Annotated in this window: 15 protein-coding genes; 13 read left to right on the top strand and 2 right to left on the bottom strand. The window is 34.6% G+C overall.

The window, feature by feature from the left end; genetic code table 11:
- Positions 1 to 110: 110 nt before the first annotated feature.
- The gene (locus QO190_RS12855; RefSeq protein ID WP_371463673.1) at positions 111 to 437 is read right to left on the bottom strand and encodes a hypothetical protein; all 327 of its coding nucleotides are present in this window, start codon (positions 435 to 437) and stop codon (positions 111 to 113) included.
- Positions 438 to 1,360: 923 nt separating this feature from the next.
- Here QO190_RS12855 and QO190_RS12850 point away from each other — a divergent pair.
- The 3 genes from QO190_RS12850 to QO190_RS12840 are packed head-to-tail and all read left to right on the top strand — an operon-like array spanning position 1,361 to position 8,220.
- Entirely contained in the window at positions 1,361 to 4,333 is a 2,973-nt protein-coding gene (locus QO190_RS12850) for a SusC/RagA family TonB-linked outer membrane protein (RefSeq protein WP_371463672.1), read from the top strand.
- 10 nt (positions 4,334 to 4,343) lie between these two features.
- Positions 4,344 to 5,717, top strand: coding sequence for a RagB/SusD family nutrient uptake outer membrane protein (locus QO190_RS12845; RefSeq protein ID WP_371463671.1), 1,374 nt, complete (start codon positions 4,344 to 4,346; stop codon positions 5,715 to 5,717).
- Positions 5,704 to 8,220, top strand: coding sequence for an alpha/beta hydrolase family protein (locus QO190_RS12840; protein WP_371463669.1), 2,517 nt, complete (start codon positions 5,704 to 5,706; stop codon positions 8,218 to 8,220). Before QO190_RS12845 ends, QO190_RS12840 begins: the two co-directional genes overlap by 14 nt.
- Positions 8,221 to 8,322: 102 nt before the next feature.
- Here the strand turns inward: QO190_RS12840 and QO190_RS12835 are convergent, their stop codons facing one another.
- Complete coding sequence (locus QO190_RS12835; protein WP_371463668.1) at positions 8,323 to 8,646, bottom strand: transposase; 324 nt, start codon at positions 8,644 to 8,646, stop codon at positions 8,323 to 8,325.
- A gap of 385 nt (positions 8,647 to 9,031) precedes the next feature.
- On the opposite strand from QO190_RS12835, the gene QO190_RS12830 reads away from it, so the two are divergent.
- The 10 genes from QO190_RS12830 to QO190_RS12785 all read left to right on the top strand — a co-directional run bounded on the left by QO190_RS12830 (position 9,032) and on the right by QO190_RS12785 (position 22,883).
- Positions 9,032 to 10,381 carry a sigma-54-dependent transcriptional regulator gene (locus QO190_RS12830; RefSeq protein WP_371463666.1) on the top strand — a complete coding sequence of 450 codons (1,350 nt, stop codon included), beginning with the start codon at positions 9,032 to 9,034 and terminating at the stop codon, positions 10,379 to 10,381.
- A 532-nt stretch (positions 10,382 to 10,913) separates the two neighbouring features.
- Entirely contained in the window at positions 10,914 to 12,614 is a 1,701-nt protein-coding gene (gene kdpA, locus QO190_RS12825; protein WP_371463664.1) for a potassium-transporting ATPase subunit KdpA, read from the top strand.
- An 11-nt stretch (positions 12,615 to 12,625) separates the two neighbouring features.
- The gene (kdpB, locus tag QO190_RS12820; RefSeq protein WP_371463662.1) at positions 12,626 to 14,692 is read left to right on the top strand and encodes a potassium-transporting ATPase subunit KdpB; all 2,067 of its coding nucleotides are present in this window, start codon (positions 12,626 to 12,628) and stop codon (positions 14,690 to 14,692) included.
- Between the two features lie 256 nt (positions 14,693 to 14,948).
- Positions 14,949 to 15,509 (top strand): K(+)-transporting ATPase subunit C, encoded by a 561-nt coding sequence (locus QO190_RS12815; protein ID WP_371463660.1) that lies wholly within the window; start codon positions 14,949 to 14,951, stop codon positions 15,507 to 15,509.
- A gap of 34 nt (positions 15,510 to 15,543) precedes the next feature.
- Entirely contained in the window at positions 15,544 to 16,635 is a 1,092-nt protein-coding gene (locus QO190_RS12810) for a porin (RefSeq protein WP_371463658.1), read from the top strand.
- A gap of 237 nt (positions 16,636 to 16,872) precedes the next feature.
- Positions 16,873 to 17,985 (top strand): sensor protein KdpD, encoded by a 1,113-nt coding sequence (locus tag QO190_RS12805; RefSeq protein WP_371463657.1) that lies wholly within the window; start codon positions 16,873 to 16,875, stop codon positions 17,983 to 17,985.
- A 148-nt stretch (positions 17,986 to 18,133) separates the two neighbouring features.
- Positions 18,134 to 19,864: an ATP-binding protein gene (locus QO190_RS12800; protein WP_371463655.1), complete on the top strand. Its 1,731-nt coding sequence runs from the start codon at positions 18,134 to 18,136 to the stop codon at positions 19,862 to 19,864.
- A gap of 748 nt (positions 19,865 to 20,612) precedes the next feature.
- Positions 20,613 to 21,326, top strand: a complete 714-nt coding sequence (locus QO190_RS12795; RefSeq protein ID WP_371463654.1) for a 3-ketoacyl-ACP reductase — start codon at positions 20,613 to 20,615, stop codon at positions 21,324 to 21,326.
- Positions 21,327 to 21,439: 113 nt separating this feature from the next.
- Positions 21,440 to 22,003, top strand: a complete 564-nt coding sequence (locus QO190_RS12790; protein ID WP_371463652.1) for a Crp/Fnr family transcriptional regulator — start codon at positions 21,440 to 21,442, stop codon at positions 22,001 to 22,003.
- 202 nt (positions 22,004 to 22,205) lie between these two features.
- Entirely contained in the window at positions 22,206 to 22,883 is a 678-nt protein-coding gene (locus QO190_RS12785; RefSeq protein ID WP_371463651.1) for a type 1 glutamine amidotransferase domain-containing protein, read from the top strand.
- Positions 22,884 to 23,398 lie beyond the last annotated feature (515 nt).

Raw genomic sequence — 23,398 nt, 5'->3', positions numbered from 1 at the left:
TTTTTTGTTGTACAACCTCAAAGATACTTTGAGTTACTTTAATTCCTTCTTATTTTTTTATTTAGGACGCTATTGAAGATGTTTTAATTAATAGAATGTTTAATAAAAAATTATATCTCTTTATAAAGATTTTTTAACCTAATTTTATTTTTTATTGTATCATCAATTTCTTTTTTTGTAATACTTTTAACTAATTGAAAGAAAAAATCAATATCAATTTTAAAATAATCAGTTATAAAATATAAATTTTCTAAAGTTGTATTTGGCAAGGTCTCTTCTCTAGCACAGTTCCATGACTTATTATATTTTTCGGAAATTTCATTATTTAGATATTGCTGAGTCATTGGTTTTCCATCAATAATTATCTCAGTTCTTAATTTCTTTAGAACTATACCTACAGCTACTTTATATCTAAATATTTCTTTATGAAAATTCATAAAGTAAAATAATTTATAATAAATCATAAATTCAACGACGTTTATGTCGTTATTTTTATTATATTTGTAAAATAAGTTACTGAATATGTAACTTTGCGATACTTCAACAAAATATTAGAAGCTATTGCTTAGAATCTTGCTTTTGAAAACTGGTAATTTTTATGCACGCAAGAGGATAAGTAAAAAGCTCACGACCTAGGCGTGGGCTCTCTTATCTGTGTGCAGGGTATACCAGTGCCTCAAAAGCTGATTTGTAGAGTCCCATGCCGTTTTCTTTTTATGCCGTCCGCATCATCTACATTTTTCTAAGCTGCTTTTCAAAATAAAGTATCAGAGAGACGGATACAATGGCAGCGCATCCATTGCGGCTTTTTAGCTTTCACGGGACATTACTAACTAATAATCCTTTTAAATCACTTAAAATTTATGGTTGCTTCTTTCAACACAGGATAAACTTTATACTGTTTCCCACAAATAACATTCATATTCATATTAAATTTTTAATGACGCTTTAGGAAAGGGAGCCCAAAATCATAAGTCTCCCCACCTAAGGTGCCTGAGCACATACTCGTTGGCTGAGCCTTTCGAAGCCATCTACGAACAAAGTTCACAAACTGGTGGCTGAGCACATACCCGTTGGCTGAGCCTGTCGAAGCCATCTGCGAACAAAGTCCACAAACTGGTGGCTGAGCCTGTCGAAGCTAGGGTTGGGGAAAAACTTTAAAAATTGGAACAAAGCATTTCCTCCCTGATGGCTGAGCACATACCCGGTGGCAGAGCCAGTCGAAGCCATCTACGAACGAAGTTCACAAACTGGTGGCTGAGCCTGTCGAAGCCAAATGTAAAAAAAGCCCTTCCTGCAAAGTTTGGCGACTAGCGTAAGGAAGAGCAGATAAGTTTAATGTTTAAACCTTAACAAAATTATGAAAAATAATCTAATGTTTCTAGGCTATCTTCCGATAAGCTTAGGGCTAACCATGCTTGTTTCTAGCTATGCCTATGGACAACAAAGAACCGTTACAGGCACCGTGACGAGCAATCAAAAACCCATTGCGGGAGTGTCGGTTTCCCAAGAGGGAAAAGACACCGTTACCCAAACCAATGCTTCTGGTCAATACCAACTCACCATTTTCGGTGAAAATGCAATCCTCATCTTTAGACACCCTCTATATGCAGAAACTAGGGTAACTGTGGGTAACCAAAATGCCATTAATGCAAGTCTAGAAAAAGAAAAACAAATAGATGAAGTCGTTTTAAATGCAGGATATTACAAAGTAAAAGAACGCGAAAGTACAGGCAGCATTGCCAAAGTATCAGCCAAAGAAATAGAAAACCAACCCGTAAATAATGTGCTTTCAGCAGTTCAAGGCAGAATGCCCGGGGTAAACATTGTACAAAACAGTGGGGCTCCCGGTGGTGGATTTGAGATTCAGATAAGAGGAAGAAATAGTTTAAGACGTGCAGGCAATAATCCACTATACATAGTAGATGGTGTGCCCATGATTTCAGAGAGTCCTTCTAATTTGTCAGGAACCATATTGCCAAGTTCTTCAATTAATCCGCTTAATACTATTAATCCCAATGAGATTGAAAGCATAGAAGTCTTGAAAGATGCAGATGCCACTGCAATATATGGGTCAAGAGGCTCTAATGGTGTGGTTTTGATTACAACAAAGAAAGCGCTAGCAGGAAAACTGAGTGTACATCTCAATCAGTCTTATGATATAAGCGAACTTGCTTCTAAAATGAAAATGATGAATACTGAGCAGTATTTGTCCATGAGAAAGCAGGCGTTTATAAACAGTGGTATCACTACCTATCCCGCAAATGCATATGACATCAATGGAATTTGGAATCAATCAAGATATACAGATTGGCAAGAAGAAATTCTGGGACACAAGGCAGAACGTTCAAATACCCAAGTCACAGTAGGGGGAGGGACGGAGAGAACCAAATTCATGGTCAATTTAGCAAATAGTGAGGAATCAACCGTTTATGGAAATGATTTTAAATACAGAAATTTTAATTTATCAAATACGGTCTCTCATCAATCGACTGATAAACGTTTTGAAATGAGCATGTATAATTTATTTGCCAAACAAAAGAATAAGCAGATGAATAGTGATATCGCTCGTTCTGCACATTGGTTAGCTCCAAATGCTCCTGCACTTTATACTTCAGAGGGAGTGTTAAACTGGGAAAACAATACGTTTACCAATCCATTAGCAGATTATAATGCAACCTATATCAATGAAAATCTTCAGTTTATAAACAATGTCAAAGGAAGATACACCGTTTTATCAGGACTAAATATTCAACTAAATGCAGGTTTAAATCATCAGCAGTTTGAAGAATGGTCATTAGTTCCACACACCATTTATAATCCATCCTATGGTCTTAATGCATCCAGTTCTCAGTCCTACCAAAACATGCAGAGAAGATTTTCTTTCATTCTGGAACCACAAGTAGAATACGAGAGAACTTTCGGGAGCCATAAATTAGAAATGATAGTAGGTTCTTCGTATCAGTCAAATGAAACCAAGTCTAGTTATTTAGAAGGATACGGATTTGATAACAATGCATTTATACAGAACATTGCAGTTGCTCAGACCAAAGTCATCGGAGATAATTTAAAAACCGAATACAAATATGCTGCGGTCTATGGAAGACTCAATTACAATTACCAAAACAAATACATCTTTAACCTTACGGGAAGAAGAGATGGCAGTAGTAGATTTGGACCTAAAAATAAGTTTGCAAATTTTGGAGCTGTCGGTATGGCTTGGATTTTTTCTAAAGAAAATTTCTTGCAAGATAGCTCATGGCTGAGTTTTGGTAAACTCAGAGCCAGCTATGGAAGTTCAGGAAGTGATAACATTGGAGATTATCAATACTTAAATAATTTTTCTACTTCACCTTATTTCTATAATGGTACTGTAGGATTAACCTCAAGCCGACTGTTCAATCCTAATTTTAGTTGGGAAAAAACAGTAAAGTTGGAAGCAGCAATAGAATTAGGATTTTTGCAAGATAAAATCAATTTTACAGGAGCCTTTTACCGCAATACATCATCAGACCAGTTAGTAGGCTACCAATTATCCACCGTTACAGGATTTTCATCCGTAACAGCAAATCTTCCTGCAACGGTAGAAAATAAAGGATGGGAATTTCAATTAGCAACAAGACCCCTTTCAGGGACATTAAAATGGAATTCAGATTTTAATATAAGTCTTCCCACCAATAAATTGTTGTCCTTTGAGGGAATCGAAGGCTCTTCCTATGCCAATACATATAACATAGGTCATTCAATATATGCAATAAAGCTATATCATTTAGAAGGAATCAATCCGCAGACTGGGCTCTATCAGTTCACAGATTATAACAATGATGGGAAAATAAACGCGCCGAATGATAATAAAATTATAGAAGACATAGGAGTAAAGTATTTTGGGGGTTGGCACAATAAATTTCAATATAATAATTGGGAATTAACTTTCCTTTTACAATTTGTAAAACAGAAAAATAGGAATTATAATTATTTAATGCCCATTCCAGGAGGAATGAATAATCAACCTGTAGAAGTGCTAAATGTATGGTCTGCTGATAATCCTACAGGGATTTATATGCCTTATCTAGCAACAAATAATGCTTCGCAGGTTTTGTTTCAGAATAGTGATGCGGCAGTAAGTGATGCTTCCTATGTGAGACTGAAAAACCTTCAGTTTTCCTATAAAATACCGATACGTTCAGAGGTATTTAAAACGATACAAATCTACTTTCAAGGACAGAATCTATTGACCTATACCAATTATTTTGGTATAGACCCTGAATTTAATATTGCTGGATTTCTGCCTCCTTTAAGAACGTATTCTTTAGGCTTATCAATAAAATTTTAAAACCTTAACAATGAAAACATATCCATTTTATAAATTATTCCTGTGTTTCATAGGATTCAGCATGATTCAGAATTGTGAAAAAATGATAGAAGTAGAAGAACCTTCTAATCAGATTTCTTCACAAAAAGTGTTCGAGGATGTACAAACTGCTGATGCAGCCCTAGCAGCCCTCTACGGAATGTTATGGGACAATTCACCTGTTGCAGGAGACCAAACAGGGAAGTTAATGGGAGCATATACTGATGATTTAGATTATTATGTTGCATCCTCTTCTACAGGGCTTCCAGACATATACCAGAATACACAGGAAGAAACCAACCCTCAGATAAACACTTATTGGGCTAAATCGTATCAGTGTATTTTAACCGCCAATACAATTCTGGAAGGTATTAGAGATACTCAGGCATTGCCACAGAAAGATAAAAATAGAATTAAAGGTGAAGCACTTTTAGCAAGGTCATTGGTATGTTTCTATTTGCAGCAAATATTTGGAGACATCCCATTTCCAAGCAGTACAGATTATAAAATAAATCAGTCAATAGGAAAGACTTCAGGCAATCAAGTGCTTACACTCTTAGAAAACGATGTCATAGAAGCCATAAGTTTGTTGTCAGATGATTACAGAAATACAGAAAGAATTTTCTTAAACCGAAAAGCAGGTCAATTGCTGTTGGCTAAAATTTACATGACCCAGCATCAATGGATAAAAGCAGAACCTATTTTGAAAGAAATTGTTACAAGTCCTTTGTACATTTATGAAAATGACCTTTCCAAAGTATTTAACAAGAATGGCAAACACATCATTTGGCAACTTAAACCTAAGAATAGTGGGAATGCAACGAAAGAAGCTTCTACCTATTATTTCAATAATACTGCTCCTACATCATACGCATTGTCTACAAGTTTAATCAATGTCTTTACCAGTTCAGATTTGCGCAAACAAAACTGGATGGCAAAAGTACAAGTAGGACAAAATGTTTGGTATAGAGCAGACAAGTATAAAAATAGAACATCTAATACCACGGAATATTCCATTGTCTTTAGGATAGAGGAAGCGTATTTGCTTTTAGCTGAAACCTATGCTCAACAAGACAAAACAGCACTAGCGTTGCCTTATCTTAATGCCTCAAGACTTAGAGCAGGTTTATCAGCGATTCAATTACCCATTACAAAAAATGATGTACTGAATGAGATTTTATTGGAATCGCGTAAAGAGTTTTTTACAGAAATGGGGCACCGTTTCCTGGATATGAAACGCTATGAGATATTGAATACCCTCCAAACAGTAAAGCCCAATTGGAAAACCTATCATGTGTTATGGCCAATCCCTCAAAAAGAACTTTTGTTAAACCCGAATTTAAATCCCCAAAATGAAGGCTATTAACATCAAGGCTTTATCCATCATTTTTTCTCTATTCATTAACTCGTTATGGTCTGCTACTCCTAAACCTTCAGATTCATTGTCAAAATGGTTACAGAAATTCTATACGGTAGGGAATATAGAGCTTTCAGAAAATGGTAAATGGGCGACTTTTAAAAAATGGCATGCTAAAAATAATGATACCATTATGGTGCTAGACATTAATGCTAAAAATTCAACTTTAGGTTTTCTAATCAAACAACCATTTATAGAATTTACACCAAACAACCATTTATTGTCCACGGGCAATAATAAAGCAGTCTGGTGGGATTTAATCAATAATCATAAATGGGAAATTGAAAAGGTCTCTAAGGCTTTTACGATTGGTTCTGGAGATAGATTTTGCACAATAAGCAGAGAAGAAAAGGCAGTGATTTATGATAAAAAGGGAACTGTGGTGAAGTCTTTTGATGGGGTAAAAGTATGGGTTAAACAAAAAGAGGGGATAGGGTATATAATCCACAAAGTAGAGGAGAAATGGAATATAGAACAATTAACGTCAACCCAATCGAAAACGGTTTTTTCTTCAAAATATGAAATTAAAAATATTGAAGTTTTAGGAAATACAAATAAATTTTTGGCAATCACCATTTTGGATAAAATGACTAACAAAATCATTTTGCAGATACTCAATATACCATCGGGTAAAATAGTCTATTCCAAAGAAAACGATTTTAAGAAATTCTCTTATGTGAAAGTAAAGGCTTTAGATAATCTGTCAACCGTCGTAATTGATTTTCAAGGAACAATACCTCCAGAGAATAGTCCATGGTTAGATATTTGGTACGGAAACGATAGAGAAATGGAATCCAAACAATATGGCAAGCAGATTCATGATTACTCAGTCTGGAATGCAAATACAGGTGCAGAAGTTCAAATAGACAATCAAAAATTTTCTGATGTAATAGCCTTCAATAATTCAAATGAGGTGATGGTTTTTAATGCAGTAGAAGAAAATGACTATATATTACACAGACCTTTACTGAATATATATTTGTATAATGTTTCTGATAGGTCATATAAATTGATATTTCAAAGAGTCTCAAATATCGTCACAGATGGCTTGGGCAAATATATTATTGCGTTTGATTTTGACAAAAGAAACTGGTTATTATACGACTGTCAGAAACGTATTCTTAAAGAAATAAAAAAAACAGATTTACAAAACCCAGTATTTAGTGCAGATGGTAATTTTATATTATTGGAGAGTTCATTAGGGCTTAGGAAGTATGAAATAAAGAATGAAAATTTAAGAAATGTAATGAAGGAGAATGAGTACTATGAGTACAAGACTACGGTTGTAAACCCTGAAGTGGTAGATTTAAATAATCATTTTGATATTGTAATCAGAAAAAATAATCTAAAAACACCTCTCTTATTGAAACTATCGAATGAAAAGAATAATACAACTTCATATAAACTGTATAGGGATAAGGATGAAGACATTGATATCATCCCTTTTACCAAAGACAGAATAAAAGAATTGAAATTCGATAAAAAATTAGAAAAATTCTTATTTATCAAAGAAAATTATAACATTCCTCCTCAAGTTGAAACGTACAATACCATCACGAAAAAGAATAAAATTTGGTATAAGGTGAAATTGAGTGATAAATCAACATCACTGTTGAAACAAGAGGTTTTTACTTATAAAAATACTTTAGGAAAAGAACTTAAATCTGTGTTGTATTACCCTGTTAATTATGACTCAACAAAAAAATATCCTATGATTGTTCATATTTATCAAATACAGAGTCATACTTCAAACCGCTACCAAATGCCAAAAATAGATGACCCTTTAGGTTTTAATATTCGTTTGCTGCAACAAAAGGGATATTTTGTATTACTTCCAGACATTGTACATGATAACAGGGGAACGGGTTGGTCATCATTAGATGGTGTGCATAGTGCGCTAGACTTTTTAAAGCAATGTAAAAGTATTGATAAGGATAGAATAGGGTTGACGGGGCATTCGCATGGTGGGTATGAAACCAACTTTATAGCAACTCATTCTAATCGTTTTGCTGCGTATATAAGTGGAGCAGGACATAGTGATATTGTTAGAGCTTACTTTTCGTATTCCTATAAATTTAACATACCTTTTTATTGGCAATTTGAAAACCAACAATACGAAATGTTTAAACCGTTTGCAGAGGATAAAATGTTATATCTTAATAATAATCCAATCATGGATGTAGAAAAAGTAAACGCACCTATTTTACTTTGGACAGGTCAGAAAGATGAAACGGTACATTGGGGCCACACCATAGAGTTTTACATTGGATTAAAACGAAACAAGAAAAAGGTAATTGCATTACTATACAAAGAAAAAGAGCATGATGTTGGAATAGGAACAGTAGAAAGTCTTGACTTAAATAAAAGATCAATGGAATGGTGGGATTATTTTCTAAAAGATAAAAAAGATATAGATTGGATAAACCAGGAAATGAATAAGGACGCCTTTTAGCGTCCTTACTTTTGTTGATTTATTGAATTTCATTTAAAGTAGCACCACACATGGTACCCGCTTCGCATTCTATGACAAAAAGCAAATAAAAAGATAAAAATTTTAAGATGCAAATTTGTAAGTATTGACAAAAGGAGTTTCTCTGCTAACAACAGCAAAAGCTCTGCTTACAATTTTGCATTTTATATTATTTAATACCAAGAACGTATGTTTGCCTTCATCTCTTTTTCGTTGGTAATATTCCTTTAGTTCTGCATCGTATTTTATAGCATTTAATGCTACGGGATGCAGAAGAGATTTTATTTTCTTATCAGCAAAATGATTTACTTTGGTTCTTGCTCTTACACTCGAGCCAGAACTATACTCAAAAGGAGCAATGCCGGAATAACAGGCAAAATTTCTCCAATCCTTAAAAATACTAAACAAGATTCAGCACTTGTCCAATTGTTTACATCGTGAAAAGCTCCTTCGCTCATATTCATACCCTCCGAAGTTTGTAATTTAGTGAGAGGGTGTTTAAAAAACAAGCACAATCTAAGCGATGTTACATTGAGTTTGTTTAGCAGCGCAGTATACATAGTAACTAAGCACAGACCGAAGGTCTGCGAACGAAGTTCTCGAAACGGTGGCTGAGCACAGACTGAAGGTCTGCGAACGAAGTTCACGAAGCCAAAGCCAAAGTTCCCCTCCAATTAAGCCCTATAAAACTTAAGGTTGCAAAATAATTTACATCCAAAGAATTAGAACCTGTTTTAATTTTATCGGCGCAACAAACCAAGTTCTGCTGTATATTTGCACCAAATATCTCGATATGCACCGAATTCTCATTATTGATGACGAAGAAAAGATAAGAACCCTTCTTTCTAGGATTATCTCTTTAGAAGGTTTTGACATAATTCAAGCTCCAGACCTTAAAACGGGATGGAGAAAATTAGAACTCAATGAGGTAGATGTACTTCTCTGTGATGTGAAATTGCCAGATGGCAATGGTGTAGAATTCTCTAAATTGGTAAAAGAAAAATTCCCAGCCATTGAGATAATTCTTCTTACGGCTTTTGGGAATATTCCAGATGGGGTACAAGCCATTAAAAATGGAGCTTTCGATTATATTACCAAAGGAGACGATAATAATAAAATTATCCCTTTGCTTTATAAAGCCTCAGAAAAAGTTAAACTCAACAAAAGGGTTATTCAATTAGAAAAACAGCTAAACCAAAAACTATCTTTCGAGAATATTATAGGAAAATCTAAACTCATAAAACAAGCTGTAGAATCCGCAAAAAAAGTAGCAAATACAGACGCTACAGTTTTGTTAACAGGAGAAACGGGTACTGGTAAAGAGGTTTTTGCACAAGCCATACATCAGGCGAGCAAAAGAAGTAAAAACAATTTTATAGCTGTCAACTGTTCGGCTTTCAGTAAAGAATTATTAGAAAACGAATTGTTTGGGCATAAAGCGGGTGCTTTTACTGGAGCTACTAAAGATGCAAAAGGTATTTTTGAAGAAGCCAACAACGGAACGGTTTTTTTAGACGAAATAGGAGAGATGCCTCTGGATTTGCAAGCCAAACTGTTAAGGGTTTTAGAATCTGGAGAATTTTTGAAACTTGGAGACAACAAGCCTATTAAAACGGATGTGAGGATTATTGCTGCCACCAATAGAGATTTGCAAAAAGAAATACTATCTGGTAATTTTAGAGAAGATTTGTATTATAGAATTAATATTTTCAATATTACATTGCCTGCTCTTAGAGAAAGAACGGCAGATATAGAAGAGTTGGCAAACTACTTTTTAACGGTTTTTGCTACCAAAACCAACAAAAAGATAAAAAGAATCTCTGCCGATTATTTAGAAGCTTTAAAACTTCACTCTTGGAAAGGAAACATTCGTGAATTGAGAAATGTGATTGAAAGAAGTATTATTTTAGTAGATGGCGAAGAACTAACGGTGGATAGTCTCCCAAATGAATTTCAACAGTCAACATCCAACCCACAACAATCAGCAAAACCTTTGTCTGCCTTCGAACTGGCAAGTGCCGAAAAAATTCACATTCAAAAAGTAATGAATTATACCAACGGCAACAAAACAGAAACGGCAAAATTACTCAATATTGCCCTTACGACGCTCTACAGAAAGTTAGAAGAGTACAAGATAAAATAAAAACCCTTTCATTTCGATAGTATAAACCCTTTCATTTTGAAAGGGTTTTCTTTTGCTTTAAAATAAATTATTTATTTTATTGATTTGATTTACAGTGTTTTAATGGTGTTTAGTAATTGTTGGAATTAGAATTGACAATGTTTTGGCATATCAAAAATAAAAATAATGAAAAACCTTCAAAAAAAGCTATGGAAACTCGGTAAGCCTTGGCATTTATTAGCTGCTTACTTTGGCATTTTAATCACTGCGAGTTTAATTATTAAAAGTTTTAATTCTATCTCATGACAGCTATCCTCACCCTATCAGGAATTGTAGTGTTTGTAATCTTTTTTCTAACCATCAAATTCTTCGAAAAGCTATGATGTTTTTATTCTTCGTTGCCATTGCCGCATTTGTTTACATGGGCTATGTGCTGGTAAAACCAGAGAAATTTTAAAAAGTTTAAAGGAGAGAACTTAAAAGTAGAAGTCAATTCTTAATACTTTTTACAGCGCTCTTTTAACCAAGAAAAACGCTTTTAACTAAAAAAAATATGAATACAGAAATTTTAGGAATCATCTTGATGTTTGTCGTTACCGTATCTCTTGCGATACCTTTAGGCAGATACATCGGTAAAATATTCAGCAAAGAGAAAACTTTGTTAGATAAATTTTTAAATCCGCTAGACCAACTTTTTTATAAACTTTCAGGTATCAATCCTGAAAAAGAAATGTCTTGGAAACAACATTTAGTAGCATTGTTAACCATCAATTTGGTTTGGTTTTTAATCGCAATGTTTGTACTTACCAATATGAATTGGTTGCCACTCAATCCAGACAATAATCCTTCAATGAGTGGAGATTTAGCCTTTAATACAGCCGTTAGTTTTATTACCAATACCAATCTTCAGCATTATTCTGGCGAAACAGGGATGTCGTATTTTGGTCAACTTACTTTAATGCTTTGGCAGTTTATCTCTGCGGGTTGTGGTATCGCAATTGCAGCAGTGGTTTTTATGGCGATGAAAGAAAGAACAACGGATAAATTAGGGAATTTTTATTTCTATTTTGTGAGAACTTGTACCAGAATTCTATTGCCAATAGCTATAGTGGTAGCTTCTTTATTGGCTTTTAATGGCGTTCCGATGACTTTTGAAGGAAAAGATACCATTACTAACTTACAAGGCGACAAAGTGGAAGTCAGTCGTGGTCCTGTTGCAGCATTTGTTGCCATAAAACACCTTGGAACTAACGGTGGAGGTTTCTTTGGTCCTAATTCTGCGCATCCTTTTGAAAATCCAAATTTTATAACCAATTTTATTGAGATAGTAACTCAAATGCTTATTCCTTTGGCAATGATTTTTGCAATGGGATACATTATTAAAAGACGAAAATTGGCTTGGACAATTTTTGGAGTGATGACACTAGGTTTTTTATTATTAATGGTACCTACAGTAATCTCAGAAGTACACGGTAATCCTGCGATTTCTCACATGGGAATTTCTCAAAATATGGGAAATATGGAAGGAAAAGAAGTTCGTTTTGGCTCCGCTGCTTCTGCGTATTGGAGTATTGCTACCACAGTAATTTCTACAGGAAGTGTTAATTCAATGCACGATAGTTTTATGCCACTAAGCGGAATGAATCAAATGCTTGGAATGATGGTGAATGCTTTCTACGGTGGTGTTGGGGTAGGATTTCTTAATTTTTATATTTTTATTATTCTTGCCGTTTTCATCAGTGGTTTGATGGTAGGAAGAACTCCAGAATTCTTAGGCAAAAAAATAGAAGCCAAAGAAATGAAAATCGCCATGATGATAGCATTGTTGCATCCTCTTTTAATTTTGGCAGGAACCGCAATCGCCAGTTATACCTATGCTCATCATTCTGAAGCGTATGCCTCTTGGCTCAACAATCCAGGTTTTCATGGTTTTAGTGAAATGTTATACGAATTTACCTCATCTAGTGCCAATAACGGAAGTGGCTTTGAAGGCTTAGGAGATAATACTCCGTTTTGGAATATCGCTTGTGGAATAATAATGTTGATGGCAAGGTATCTTCCAATTATCGGTCCGGTTGCTATTGCTGGAAGTCTTGCCGCTAAAAAATACATCCCTGAGAGTGCTGGAACTTTAAAAACAGATACTCCTACTTTCGGATTGATGGTTTTTGCTGTAATGGCAATCGTGGCAGCGCTTTCTTTCTTCCCAGCTTTGGCTTTAGGCCCTATAGCAGAATATTTTACTTTAAAATAAGAATTTTTATCATGAAAAAAAATAATAATCTGTTTCAACCAGAATTAATGAATGAAGCATTGAAACAATCTTTTATCAAATTAAATCCTGCCAAGATGATTCTCAATCCAGTAATGTTTATGGTTTGGGTAGGTACTTTGGTAATGACGGGAGTTTGTGTTTGGATAGCACTGGGCGAGAACAATCAGGGTAGCTTGGTTTACAACCTTATCGTTACGTTTGTTCTCTTTCTTACCTTATTGTTCGCCAATTTTGCTGAGGCTATTGCCGAAGCCAGAGGAAAAGCACAAGCAGATTCTTTAAGAAAAACAAGAGAAGAAACTCCTGCCAAATGGATCAATCCTATGGGAGAATTAAAAATAGATGAAGTAACGCTTATTTCTTCTAGTCAATTAAAAAAAGGAGATATATTTATTTGTGAACCTGGCGATATTATTCCTACTGATGGAGAAATTATTGAAGGTTTGGCTACCATAGACGAAAGTGCTATTACGGGAGAAAGTGCTCCTGTTATTAGAGAAGCGGGTGGCGACAAAAGCAGTGTGACGGGAGGTACAAAAGTACTGTCTGATTTCATAAAAGTAAAAGTGACCACAGAGCCTGGCGAAAGTTTCTTAGATAAGATGATTGCTTTGGTAGAAGGTGCTTCCAGACAAAAAACACCTAACGAGATTGCTCTTACTATTCTTTTAGCTGGTTTTACATTGGTTTTCATTATTGTAACCATCACTTTGAAACCTTTTGGAGATTATGCCAATACTCCTATTACCATTGCGGCATTTATTTCTCTTTTTGTATGTTTAATTCCTACTACTATTGGTGGTTTATTATCTGCCATAGGAATTGCGGGTATGGACAGAGCTTTGCGTGCCAATGTAATTACCAAAAGTGGTAAAGCGGTAGAAACTGCGGGTGATGTAGATGTTTTGCTATTAGATAAAACAGGGACCATTACCATCGGAAACAGAAAGGCTACTCATTTTCACTTGGCAAATGGGGTAGAAGAAAAGCATTTTATTAAATCTGTAGTGCTGAGTTCTATGGCAGATGAAACACCAGAAGGAAAATCCATTATTGAACTCAGTGAAAAAATAGATATAAAAAGTGAAGTTAAAAATGAAATTTCACTTCTCACTTCTCACTTCTCACCAACTTACATCACTTTTACAGCAGAAACAAGATGCTCTGGAATTGATATAGAAAATACCAGAATTAGAAAAGGCGCTTCGGATGCGATTAAAAAAATGGTAGAAAAAGCAGGTAATCATTTCCCAAAAGAAACTTATGAAATGGTAAAAGCCATTTCGAGTAACGGAGGTACACCTTTGGTGGTTTCAGAAAACGAAAAAGTTTTAGGAGTGGTAGAATTACAAGACATCATAAAACCTGGAATTCAGGAGCGTTTTGAACGTTTAAGAAAAATGGGCATTAAAACGGTAATGGTAACTGGCGACAATCCACTTACTGCTAAATATATTGCCGAAAAAGCGGGTGTGGATGATTTTATTGCAGAAGCGAAACCAGAAGATAAAATGAATTACATTAAAAAGGAACAATCCGAAGGCAGACTAGTGGCCATGATGGGAGATGGTACCAATGATGCGCCAGCTTTGGCTCAGGCAGATGTAGGCGTAGCAATGAACAGCGGAACACAAGCCGCAAAAGAAGCAGGCAATATGGTAGATTTGGATAACGACCCTACCAAATTAATAGAAGTAGTAGAAATAGGCAAACAATTGCTAATGACCAGAGGAACGCTTACTACTTTTAGTATTGCCAATGATGTGGCCAAATATTTTGCCATTGTTCCAGCATTGTTCATTACTTCTATTCCAGCTTTACAAGGTTTGAATATTATGAAATTGCATTCGCCAGAAACCGCCATTCTCTCGGCTGTTATTTTCAATGCCATTATCATTCCTATGTTGATTCCTTTAGCATTAAAAGGGGTAGCATACAAGCCAATTGGTGCAAGTGCGCTACTTAGACGAAATCTTTTAATTTACGGATTAGGAGGAGTATTAATTCCATTTATCGGTATTAAAATTATAGATTTAATCGTAGCAGCTTTTATGTAGTGAATAGTGAATAGAGAGAAGTAAAAATGTAAAAAAGTTAAAAGTGAAATTGTAAAACTGTAAAATCGTTAAATCCTGAAAAAGTGATTTTTTTTCAGTCTTTCACTTCTCACATCTCACTTCCATCATCTAACATCTCACATCTCACATCTCACATCTCACATCTCACATCTAACATCTAACATCTCACATCTCACATCTCACATCTAACATCTAACATCTAACATCTAATCCCTAACCCCCAACATTTAAAATTATGAAACAAAATATTTTACCTGCAATAAGACTCACAGCGGTTTGTTTACTCGTTTTTTCAGGTTTTTATACCCTTCTTATTTTTGGGATTGCACAATTTGCTCCCAACAATGGTAAAGGAGAAATAATAACACAAAATAGCCAAAAGTATTATGAAAACATTGGGCAGAAATTCGACCAAGATCAATATTTCTGGTCTAGACCTTCTGCCGTAGATTACAATGCTGCTGGCGCTGCGGGTAGCAACAAAGGTCCTTCAAACCCAGATTACCTTAAAACTGTACAAGAAAGAATAACTTATTTTTTGAAACACAATCCTGAAGTTAAAAAATCTGAAATTCCATCAGATTTGGCTACGGCAAGTGGAAGTGGTTTAGATCCTAATATTTCGGTGCAAGCAGCAAAAGTTCAGGTGAAAAGAATTGCTAAAATCAGAAAAATAGAAATATCTAAAATTGAAAGTTTAATTGCTTCAAATACAGAAAAACCTCTTTTTGGTTTTCTTGGAACTGAAAAAATTAATGTTCTGAAGCTCAATATGGCACTTAACCAACTGAAATAATCAAATCAATTATCAATACAAATATTCAAAATCAATGAAAATCAATAAAAACAAATCTTTATTAGCTTTATTAATCTTAGGAACGTCTCCGCTGTTTTTTGCACAAGAAACAGATAGAAAACCTTTGAAAATCTCTGGTTATGCAGAAGCGTATTATCAATACGACTTCCAAAATCCTGCAAACAACACCAGACCGTCTTTTATATACAGTCATAACCGAAACAACGAGGTGAATCTTAACTTAGGATGGATAAAAGCCAATTACGAAACAGAACAGTTTAGAGCCAATTTGGCTTTGGCTGCAGGTACGTATATGAACGCCAATTATGCCGCAGAACAGGGCGTTCTAAAAAATATTTATGAAGCTAATGTGGGAATTAAAATTTCAAAAAGTAAAAATCTTTGGATAGATGCTGGGATTTTGCCTTCGCACATAGGTTTTGAAAGTGCCATAAGTAAAGATTGTTTTACACTTACCAGAAGTATGCTTGCAGAAAATTCTCCCTATTATGAAGCAGGAGCCAAAGTTTCTTACACCACAGACAATGGAAAATGGTTGGTAAGCGGTTTGATTCTGAACGGTTGGCAAAGAATTCAAAGAGTAGATGGCAATTCTACCATTGCTTTTGGGCATCAAGTGACGTATAAACCCAATGATAAAATAACGTTGAATAGCAGTTCTTTTATAGGAAATGATAAGCCAGATGCACAAAAACAGATGAGGTATTTTCATAATTTGTACGGAATTTTTCAGGTGAATAACAAATGGGCTTTGGTAGCGGGTTTTGATATTGGGGCAGAGCAAAAAGAAAAAGGCAGCGAACAATACAATGTTTGGTATTCTCCGATAGTTGTTGCAAAATACAGTCCTACAGAAAAGTTGAGTTTTGCAGCAAGAGGAGAGTATTATCAAGATAAAAAAGGAGTAATTATTGCTACGGGAACACCTAATGGATTTCAAACTTTTGGATATTCTCTCAATGCAGATTATCAGATTTTACCGAACTTGGTGTGGCGAACAGAAATTAAAAATTTGAGCAGCAAAGACAATATTTTCATCAATAGAGATTTAGAACTTCAAAAAAATAATGTTTCAGTGCTTACTTCAGTTGCCGTAAGTTTTTAGAAGTCAAAAGTTATAAGTTATAAGTCAGAAGTTAGAAGTGAAAAACAGAAAAATTCACTTTTTACTTTTCACTTTTCACTTTTCACTTTTCACAAATTCACAAATTCACAAATTCACAATTTAACGATTTAACGATTTAACGATTTCACAATTTCACAATTTAACTATTTCATAACTTCACAATTCACAATTAAACAACTTTACGATTTCACAACTTCACATTTTTACAACTTCACAATGCAAACCAGCCAAGACTTTTTAGATTTAATAAAAAAATCAAGACGAGGAAAATTCAAAATATACATCGGTATGAGTGCTGGTGTAGGCAAAACGTACAGAATGTTGCAAGAAGCACATTCGCTTTTAGAAAGTGGAATAGACGTAAAAATTGGCTATATAGAAACCCACAACCGAAAAGAAACGCATGCTTTAATGGATGGTTTGCCTCTTATCCCTAGAAGAAAACTTTTTTACAAAGGCAAAGAATTAGAAGAGCTAGATGTACAGGCAGTGATTAACCTTCGTCCAGAAGTGGTCATTATAGACGAATTGGCACATACCAATATTGAAGGCAGCAAAAACCAAAAACGTTGGCAAGATGTTTTAGATGTTTTAGATGCAGGCATTAACGTGATAAGTGCTGTAAACATTCAGCATATCGAAAGTTTAAACGAAGAAGTAAAAGACATTACCAATGTAGAAGTAAAAGAACGCATTCCTGATAGTGTTTTGGCACAAGCTGATGAGGTGGTAAATATAGACCTTACGGCGGAAGAATTGATTAAGAGACTTAAAGACGGTAAAATCTATGATGCTACCAAAATAAATGCAGCCCTCAATAATTTTTTTAAAAACGAAAATATTCTTCAGTTGAGGGAGTTGGCACTTAAGGAGGTAGCTTCGCAGGTGAAGAGGAAGGTAGAAACCGAAGTTTCTCAGTTGAAAAACATTCGAAAAGAACGCTTTTTGGCTTGTATAAGTTCTAATGAGAAAGTAGCCAGAAAAGTCATTAGAAAAACGGCTCGTTTGGCAAATTATTACAACAGTCAATGGAGTTTGTTGTATGTGCAGATTCCTAAAGAAAGTGCTGATAAAATTCCGCTAGATAAACAGAGACATCTCATCAATAATTTTAAGTTGGCAACAGAATTAGGTGCAGAAATCATAAAAATAGAAAGCGACAACGTTACCAAAGCTATTATAGAGCAATGTGAAGAACGGAAAATTACCACCGTTTGCATTGGGAAGCCTCATCTTAACCTTTGGAAAATTATCCTAGCTACAGATACTTTCAATTCTTTGCTCAACAGGTTAACCATAGAAAATATAGATTTGGTAATATTGAGTTGAACGACTTATGGTATATTGAACTAGGAAAGGCCGTGAGAAGTAACGCTGAGCGGAGTCGAAACGTTTTTTGTTCAATTTAAAATCAATACTTCAAATCCTTGAAATATATTTGCATTACAAAACCATCAACCATCAACCATATATAGAAATGAAAATAAAAACGAAACTTAATGCCGGAGTAGGATTGCTCTTTTTAATGATTATGCTTTTGGCAGTATTGGGCGGTTGGTACATCAACAAGCTAAAAAAAGACACCAATAACATTTTGGTTGCCAATTATAACACATTAGAATATTCTCGAAATATGCTTTTGGCATTAGAGAATGCGCCTACAGATACTCAGTCTTTTTTAATTTTCCAGAAGCATCTTACCAAACAGCAAAACAACGTTACTGAGCTTGGAGAAAAAGAAATGACAGACAGTATTTCTGCTCATTTCGAAATGTTGAAAACTAATCCTTCAGATTTTACAATTCAGTCTAAAATTAGAAAAGACATCACCGCTTTGATGGAACTGAATATGAACGCTATTGAACGAAAAAGCGAAATAGCTGATGCCACAGCAAACAATGCGATTGTAGTGATTTCGGCAACGGGAATGTTGTGTTTTCTTATTGCTTTTATTTTACTGGTAAATTTGCCTTCTAACATTGCAGACCCTATTAAGATTTTAACAGAAAGTATAAGGCAAATTGCCAACCAAAACTACAAAGAAAGAATACATTTCGAAAGTCATAGTGAATTTGGAGATTTGGCAAAATCTTTTAACGTTATGGCAGAAAAACTACAAGAATATTCTGAAAGTAAAATTGATAAAATCTTACAAGGAAAAAAAAGGATTGAAACTTTAATTGACAAGATGAACAATCCTGTAATTGGAATTGATGAAGAAAATAAAATCCTTTTTGTGAATGATGAAGCCATTAAAATTATCGGTCTCAAAAAAGATTATTTAATAGGAAAACTAATACAAGATGTAGCGGTAGTAAACGATTTGGTGAGAGAAATGATTAAAGAAATGATTCAGCCAGAATTCAAAAATACCAATGCCGAACCGATGAAAATCTATGCAGATGGCAAAGAATCTTATTTTGAAAAAGAAATTGTAGACATCAATATTGTTCCTACGGGCGAAAGAACTCCACAATTTATTGGTAAGGTTATTATTTTAAAAAATATTACTCCTTTCAAAGAACTTGATATGGCAAAAACCAATTTTATGGGTACAGTTTCTCACGAATTCAAAACGCCTATTGCTTCCATCCAAATGGGATTACAATTGCTAGAAAATACTCAAATTGGTGCTTTAAACGACGAACAAAAACATTTGGTAACTGGCATAAGAGAAGATGCCAATAGATTGCTCAATATTACAGGCGAACTGCTTAATATTACCCAATTGGAAAGTGGAAGTATGCAACTTCATATTAAGCCTTCTTCGGTGAAAAATATTGTAGAAAACGCAGTAGATGCTAATAAATCTTCAGCAGAGCAAAAACAGATTCAAATTAAAGTAATAGATGAGGTAGGAGATTCTATGGTATTGGCAGATAGTAATAAAACAATTTGGGTGCTTAATAATCTTTTGTCTAATGCCATTCGATATTCTTATGAGAATAGTGCAGTGCTTTTAAGGGTAAACCATGAAGATGGAGGAGTTAAATTCGCTGTAGAAGACTTCGGGAAAGGCATAGAAGAGCAATACCACGATAAAATTTTCGAACGGTATTTTAGAATTCCTGGCTCTAAAAAAGAAGGCACAGGTCTTGGACTCAGTATTGGTAAAGAGTTTATTGAAGCACAAGGAGGTGAATTATTGGTAAAAAGCGAATTAGGTAAAGGAAGTGTCTTTTATTTTACACTAAAACAAGCTGAATGAAAATAAATCATCAAACATATATTTACTATTGGCAAAACAAAGAAAAATTTCAATCAAATTTTCGTTAAATTATTTGGAAATAAACACGGATCATTCTGAGCAAATACACAATAACGGAGCACATAAACGGTGACTGAGCACACACCAAAAATCTGCGAACGAAGTTCACGAATCCAAAATACATAGAGTCAGTTCCCCTCTTACAGAGGGGTGGCATTCCGAGCATCGGAATGACGGGGTGTTTTATTGAAGAAAGTAATTTCATACATAAAGAACCCCAATTTAATATGGATACAACGTAAAGAAACCCAATCTAATATGGAGATAAAGATTAATCTAATAGTGCTTTTTTTAGTCCGTAACCTTCATCATCTTCTAACTCCTAATTCATACCTCATACTTCATACTTCATACTTCATACCTCATACCTCACAACTTCACAACTTTACCCCGCACTCATAACTCATAATTCATAACTCACAACTTTACAACTTTACAACTTTACACTTTCACAATTTCCAATGTTCCTCAGAGCCAAAAAAACGCCATCCTTTCAACACATCTCCGTGAACTTTGTGATATAAAAATAAGTCAGATTGCACTAATCTATAATCCATGACCTATCAACTCAATAATTCTTTTCTGCCATTGATTTATTCACCTTTTTCTTTAGATTTTATTCATCATCAGAAATCATTGATGCAGTTTTATTTTCCTAATTTTGCAAACAGTATAAATATAAAAAGTTATGAATTTAAAAGGTAAAAATGCACTCATCACTGGTGGTGGAAGAGGTCTTGGGAAAGCCGTTGCTATCGCTTTGGCAAATGAAGGCGTAAATGTAGGAATTACGGGTAGAAATGAAGAACATCTAAAGTCTACCGTTGCAGAATTGGAGAAATTGGGAATAAAAGCAGTCTATTCTGTTTTTAATGTAGAAGAAATGGCTCAAGTAGAGCAAGGCGTAGCTTCTATCGCTTCTCAACTGGATGGAATAGACATTTTAATCAATAACGCTGGAGTAGGTGATTTTGGCAGCTTCGAAGATATGCCGGTAGAAACTTGGGAAAAAGTAATGAAGGTAAATCTTTTTGGTGTGTATTATGTTGCAAAAGCAACTTTGCCTTATTTGAAGCAAAATAAAGAAGGAGACATCGTAAATGTAGCATCAACTGCGGGATTAAAAGGTGGTCCGAATATGTCAGCGTACTGTGCTTCTAAAGCTGCGGTAATTTCGCTTTCTCAATCATTGATGGCTGAACTTAGAAAATTCAATATTCGTGTAATAACCTTAACACCAAGTACCATTGCTACTGATATGAGTATAGAAGGTAAACTTACTGATGGTAACCCAGAAAAAGTGCTTCAACCAGAAGATTTCGCAGAATGGGTGAGAGATATTTTGAAAATGAACAGAAGAGCTATGATTGCTAGTGCTTCTATTTTCTCCACCAATCCATAAGAATTCCATCTACCATATTTAAAAAATCCATCAAGAGCGATGGATTTTTTGGTTTCAATAGTTTACATTTGGAGTCAACAATTCTTTTGTTTGCAATTTAGAATGATAAAAATATGAGTGAGATTTTAAGACGTCAAATTGAGAAAATTACGCCATTAACTGACCAAGAGTTCGAGTACATTCTGTCTCATTTTACCTTGAAAAAATTTAAAAAGCATCAGGTTTTAATTCAAGAAGGAGATGCAGTACAAAATGATTATTTTGTGATGAATGGTTTGTTAAAAGCTTCTTACCTGAATCAAGAAGGCAAAGAACACATCATGCAATTTGCAATGGAAGATTGGTGGATTACCGATTATCAAGCGTATTTTAATCAAACTGAAGCTACTTTTACCATTGATGCATTAGAATCTACCGAAGTACTTACTTTGTCTCTCTATAACCGAGAGAAACTCTGTGCAGATATGCATAAAATGGAGCATTTTTTCAGAAAAAAGTCGAATAATGGCTATGTAGCGCTCCAACGAAGAATTTTGTCTTTGCTGAATAGCAATGCCAAAGAACGCTATGAACAATTTATTTCTCAATATCCTACACTTTTACAGCGATTGCCCAAAACATTAATCGCTTCGTATTTAGGAGTTTCCAGAGAAACGCTGAGTCGGCTTTCAGTGTAGTGTGATGTAGGTCACTTAAAAGTTGTGATGTATGTCCTGTTGTTTGTGGGAAGTTGGATTTACCTTTGCAGTGTTAAATCATTAAAAAATGAATATGAAAATGAGTAAAAACAAGTTTTTATCAAAGATAATTTTCTTAACGAGTTGTATTCTTTTTTTAGGAATCAACATGGTAAATGCACAAACAATTAAATCTAACAAAATGAGCAAAAAAGTATTATTCGTGGTGACGAGCCACGGCGAATTAGGAAACACTGGTGAAGCTACCGGTTATTATTTAGGTGAAGTTACGCATCCTTGGGCTGTATTGGCAGATGCTGGTTACGAAATAGATTTTGTGAGTCCAAAAGGTGGAAACCCACCGTATTATGGAAATACTCCAGATGATAAGGTTAATGAAAGATTTTTGGCGGATGAATATTACCAAAATAAAATTCAGAACACCATGAAACCTTCAGAAGTAAATCCAGATGAATATGTGGCGATTCTTTATGCAGGAGGTCACGGTACGATGTGGGATTTTGCAGATAATGAAGAACTGGCACTAATCGCTCAAAAAATCTACGAAAAAAATGGAGTAGTAAGTGCGGTTTGTCACGGTCCTGCTGGATTGGTGAACATTAAACTCAGCAATGGAAAATATTTGGTAGATGGCAAAAAAATCAACGCTTTTACCAATGAAGAAGAAGCTGCTGTGAAATTAGAAAATGTAGTTCCTTTTAGCTTAGAATCTAAATTAATAGAACGTGGAGCTAAGTTTGAAAAATCAGGTTTATGGCAAACTCACGTTGCGGTAGACGAAAGAGTGGTAACAGGACAAAATCCTCAATCCGCTCATGCAGTTGGCGAAGCAGTTTTAGAAGAACTTAAAAAACTCTAATACTTAAGAATACAAAAGAGACTGATTCAGTCTCTTTTTTTTATAGATGATTCATAAATGATTCAACAGATGTTTATCTTTTACTTTACCATCATAAGATTTTTGAAAATATTTATGGCAATATGAAAATTCTAATTTTTACACTATTTGGGATTGATAAATGATAGTCCTATTCCCATAATTATCTCTTAAAATGGAGTATGATTTTTGGTTGATATTTAATAATTTTGTTAAAATTACAATAGTGCACAAAATGAAGGGTATCATTGTAAGCGCTCTCAATTTTAGCATTTTAAATCCTGACTAAAAAACAAACATTGCTGCGCAAACTCTCCAGACTTTGAGTTCCAATGTTCCTCAGAACCCAAAAAAACGCCATCATTTCACCACATCTCCGTGAACTTTGTGATAGGAAATAAGCCTGTTTAAATAACAACCCCCATAAAGCTTCAAAGCGAATGAATTTCGCCAACTTAGCTTACTTAAAAAAGCAATTCAAGAAAAAAAATCTTTGC

The sequence above is a fragment of the Cloacibacterium sp. Arc13 genome (genome assembly GCF_041431305.1).
GTDB lineage: Bacteria > Bacteroidota > Bacteroidia > Flavobacteriales > Weeksellaceae > Cloacibacterium > Cloacibacterium caeni_B.
The sequence above is the reverse complement of the archived record's forward strand: the minus strand, read 5'-3'. Positions and strand labels throughout refer to the sequence as shown.